Annotated in this window: 2 tRNA genes and 2 rRNA genes; all 4 read left to right on the forward strand. The window is 45.7% G+C overall.

The window, feature by feature from the left end:
* Nucleotides 1-66 (forward strand): 16S ribosomal RNA (locus RVY80_RS10140); the annotation flags it as partial.
* 115 nt (nucleotides 67-181) lie between these two features.
* Nucleotides 182-258 (forward strand) — tRNA-Ile (locus RVY80_RS10145).
* 133 nt (nucleotides 259-391) lie between these two features.
* Nucleotides 392-467: transfer RNA gene (locus RVY80_RS10150), tRNA-Ala, on the forward strand.
* A gap of 376 nt (nucleotides 468-843) precedes the next feature.
* Nucleotides 844-1,913, forward strand: a 23S ribosomal RNA gene (locus RVY80_RS10155); the annotation flags it as partial.

Here is a 1,913-nt window from a genome sequence, read left to right on the forward strand (position 1 = left end):
TCGATGATTGGGGTGAAGTCGTAACAAGGTAGCCGTATCGGAAGGTGCGGCTGGATCACCTCCTTTCTAGGGAGACATACACTGAAACAAGATTTCAGATGTCACTTAGGTCGACACTTTGGTGTTACCTTCATTGTTCGGTTTTGAGAGATTTGTATAGACTCTCAATAAACACAGATATGGGCCTATAGCTCAGCTGGTTAGAGCGCACGCCTGATAAGCGTGAGGTCGGTGGTTCGAGTCCACCTAGGCCCACCAGTTGGTTCATATTACCTGAAATATACTTAGTGTAGAGTACGGACAAAAAATGAGCTAAAACATAGGTACAACTTTAAAAGATAACAGCATTCATTATGAATAAGATTATCGAAAATAAAGCGTAACCACTCATGGGGGCGTAGCTCAGCTGGGAGAGCACCTGCCTTGCAAGCAGGGGGTCAGGAGTTCGATTCTCCTCGTCTCCACCATTTAGTATATTATGTATATAATATACTATAAACAACTTCATAACATATGTAAGTATGTAGGAGTTTTGTTCTTTGAAAACTGCATAGAAGAATAATTATTTATTTGTTAGGTCATCTCTTAGAATTTCTAAGTAGGTTGACCCGAGCACATAGGAAAAATAATTCTCTGATTTAACGGTGACTAACATTAAGTTAGTTAAACTACAAAAAAACGACAATGCAATTGTTGCATGTCCAAGTACTTTGTAAATTATTTAGTTAGATTTTCGATGGATATCGAGGAGACTGAGTGAAGCGAAGTCGCCGTGTACTAACGTACACAAGACGAGCTGAACGAAAGTCGACGAAGATAGACGCGGAAAGATAACTAAAGAAAAGTAAAGATACTAAGGGCGTACGGCGGATGCCTTGGCGATATCAGCCGAAGAAGGACGCGGTAAGCTGCGAAAAGCTACGGAGAGGTGCAAGCAACCTTTGACCCGTAGATATCCGAATGGGGGAACCCGGCAGTGGTTATGCACTGTCACCCATACCATAGAGTATGAGGAGGGCACCTGGGGAACTGAAACATCTAATTACCCAGAGGAAGAGTAATCAAACGAGATTTTCTTAGTAGCGGCGAGCGAACGGGAAAGAGGCCAAACCGGAGCGGGCAACCGCACCGGGGTTGAGGACAGTCATCAAGTATAAATGGGATAGAAGAAGCGTGTTGGAAAGCACTGCCGTAGAAGGTGAAAGCCCTGTAATCGAAATCCTGCATATATGGGACTGTATCCAGAGTACCACGAGACACGTGAAACCTTGTGGGAAGCAGGGGGGACCACCCTCCAAGCCAAAATACTGATATCGACCGATAGCGCATAGTACCGTGAGGGAAAGGTGAAAAGAACCCCTGGCGGGGAGTGAAAGAGAACCTGAAACCGTATGTCTACAAACAGTCGAAGACCGTATAATTGCAGGTCGACGGCGTGCCTATTGAAGAATGAACCGACGAGTTACTGTTGCTAGCGAGGTTAAGTGGAAAACATGGAGCCGCAGCGAAAGCGAGTCTGAACAGGGCGTTCAGTTAGTAATAGTAGACCCGAAACCGTAGTGATCTATCCATGGCCAGGTTGAAGCTCAGGTAAAATTGAGTGGAGGACCGAACTCGTGAGCGTTGAAAAGCTTTGGGATGAGTTGTGGATAGGGGTGAAATGCCAATCGAACACGGAGATAGCTGGTTCTCCCCGAAATAGCTTTAGGGCTAGCCTCAAGGTTGAGAATATAGGCGGTAGAGCACTGATCGGGCTAGGGGCCATACCGGTTACCGAACCTAGTCAAACTACGAATGGCTATATTTATACTTGGGAGTCAGACAGTGAGTGATAAGGCCCATTGTCAAGAGGGAAACAGCCCAGACCACCAACTAAGGTCCCTAATGCTGCACTAAGTGGCGAAGGATGTGAA

Source organism: Veillonella absiana (genome assembly GCF_032970865.1).
GTDB lineage: Bacteria > Bacillota > Negativicutes > Veillonellales > Veillonellaceae > Veillonella > Veillonella absiana.